Source organism: Oleiphilus sp. HI0043, assembly GCF_001634935.1.
The window spans coordinates 1-1,692 of sequence record NZ_LWEY01000116.1 but is presented as its reverse complement, the minus strand read 5'-3'; the positions used below and the strand labels follow the sequence as shown (position 1 = coordinate 1,692).

2 protein-coding genes are annotated in these 1,692 nt (G+C 44.2%); both read right to left on the bottom strand.

All coding sequences use genetic code 11. The annotated features are described in order from the left end of the window. Window positions 1-44: 44 nt before the first annotated feature. Complete coding sequence (locus A3729_RS02605; RefSeq protein ID WP_068508633.1) at window positions 45-1,007, bottom strand: NAD(P)-dependent oxidoreductase; 963 nt, start codon at window positions 1,005-1,007, stop codon at window positions 45-47. 110 nt (window positions 1,008-1,117) lie between these two features. Continuing rightward, on the bottom strand, window positions 1,118-1,692 hold a 575-nt coding region (locus tag A3729_RS02600; RefSeq protein WP_156497588.1), incomplete at its 5' end, for an EAL domain-containing protein.

Sequence of the window (1,692 nt, the reverse complement as noted above, 5' to 3'; positions counted from 1 at the left end):
TACTGTGCTCATCGTTAAAGTCGCGCCCTCTTGATTCAAATTAACTAAACAATGTAAGCCTGGGGTTCTCCCTCGGCAAATCTTCTAATATTTGCGGCAGCTTTGTCCAACAAGCGCTGACGCGCCTCTTTACTCGCCCAAGCACAATGAGGGGTAACAATTAAGTTTGGAATTTCTCTATCCAGTAGTACATTTCCACCCTTAGGCGGTTCAACGGATAAGACATCTGTTGCTGCGCCGGCCAAGCGGCGTTCTTTCAATGCCTCGGCCAAAGCGTTTTCATCCACAATGCCACCTCGAGCAAGATTTAATAAATAGGCCGAAGGCTTCATTTTAGACAGGGCATTGGCATCGATTAGATTTGTAGTTTCATCACTCAGCAGGCAATGAATAGATAAGACATCAACTTGCGGCAATAGCTCTTCCAAAGCCAAGCGAGGATAGCCATCAACACTTTCCAAGCTTTGACCGGAACGAGCTGCCAGTATAACCTTCATGCCAAAGCCTTCGGCCATTTTTGCAACACCCTGTCCAAGGTCACCATAACCGAGCAGGCCAAGCGTCTTGCCTTCCAGTTCAACAATAGGGTAGTCCATCAAACAAAAAATCGGACTTGTACACCAGCGTCCATCTTGAACATCTTTAGCGTAATCCAATAAACGGTTTGTTAGTGCCAGCAACAAAGAAAAGGTATGCTGAACAATAGCCGGGCGCCCATACTGTGTGACATTACAGACCCTAACACCGGCCTCTTTAGCCGCTTGCAAGTCAATATTGTTCGTCCCTGTCGCCGTAACGGCTATCAGCTTTAGGCTGGGGTTACTTGTTATTTCTTTCTTCCCCAATAGCACTTTATTGACAACGACCACCTCAAAGCCTTTTATTCGTTCACAGACATTCGCTGATTCCGTCGTATCATAAGATTGATATTGGCTAAATGAAGACTCGATATCACTCAGGTCCAGACCATCTCCCATACTTGCTACATCAAGGAAAACCCCTTTCATCGCGCCACCTGCCTTAAGATCAATTTTGCTTCGCCAAGAAAAACGAGAGTATGTCATATCAAGCTAATTGATGACAAAAACCTGTTTAGGTACCCGAAGCTTTTTTCTTTCTAAGAGCTTGAGCTGACAATATGCGGTGTCTGTTGCCACTTTCGAATGAAGGCCGGGATTTCGGGTGCTGGGATTGGCTTAGAATAGAAAAAGCCTTGAGCATAATCACAACCAAGCCCGATTAATGACTCTTCCTGCTTCTTAGACTCGATACCTTCAGCCAAGACCTCGATAGATAAGCTATCAGCTAAGGTAATGATACTCTTGACCAGTGCTTGATCAGAGCTGTTGTTAATTAACTCATTGACAAACATACGGTCAATTTTAATCTTTGACAGGATATGGCTGAATTTTTTGATATAACCAAGAGACGAATAACCTGTACCAAAGTCATCAATACTGAATTTAAGCCCTGACTTAAGTAGCTGCTTAATACCCTTCATCACAACAGGGTCGTCGTCCAACATCAAACGTTCTGTTACTTCCAGCTCCACCCAATCCAAGGTTTGCAAAAATACCTGGTGATTATGCGTCCAGTCAGATAACTCGCGATGGTGAAAGTTAGTTGGGCTAAAGTTGATAGCAACGATAAATTCTTCATTGAAATCACTGCGCCACTCTTTAACCTGCGCAA